Raw genomic sequence first — 301 nt, forward strand, 5'->3', positions numbered from 1 at the left:
CTCCTTTCCTTCTCCCCCTTTCTCTTTCCCTTCTTTCTTCTTCCCCCTTCCCTCTTTCCTTTTTCCTTTTTCTTTTTCCCTCTTCCTCTCCCCCCCCCCTTCTTTCTTTTCTTCCCCTCCTTTTCCCCTCCTCCCCCTCCCTCCTTTTCTTCCTCCCCTCTCCCTCTCTTTCTCCCTCCCCTCTCCCCCTCTTCTCCCCTCTCCCCTTTTTCCCCTCTTCCCCTCCTCCTTTTTCTTCTTTCCCTTCCTTTCCCTTCCTTTTCCTCCTCCCCCTTCTTCTTTTCCTCTTTTCCCCCTTTTC

The 301-nt window shown here is 52.5% G+C and carries 1 protein-coding gene; it reads right to left on the minus strand.

Features of this window, described 5'->3' with window-relative positions:
* Positions 1 to 301, minus strand: a 301-nt coding sequence (locus AC1RPX_RS07910; RefSeq protein WP_481763349.1) for a hypothetical protein, incomplete at both ends; no start/stop codon positions are given.

Source organism: Dellaglioa sp. CoH-56-MRSF-14, from assembly GCF_056782115.1.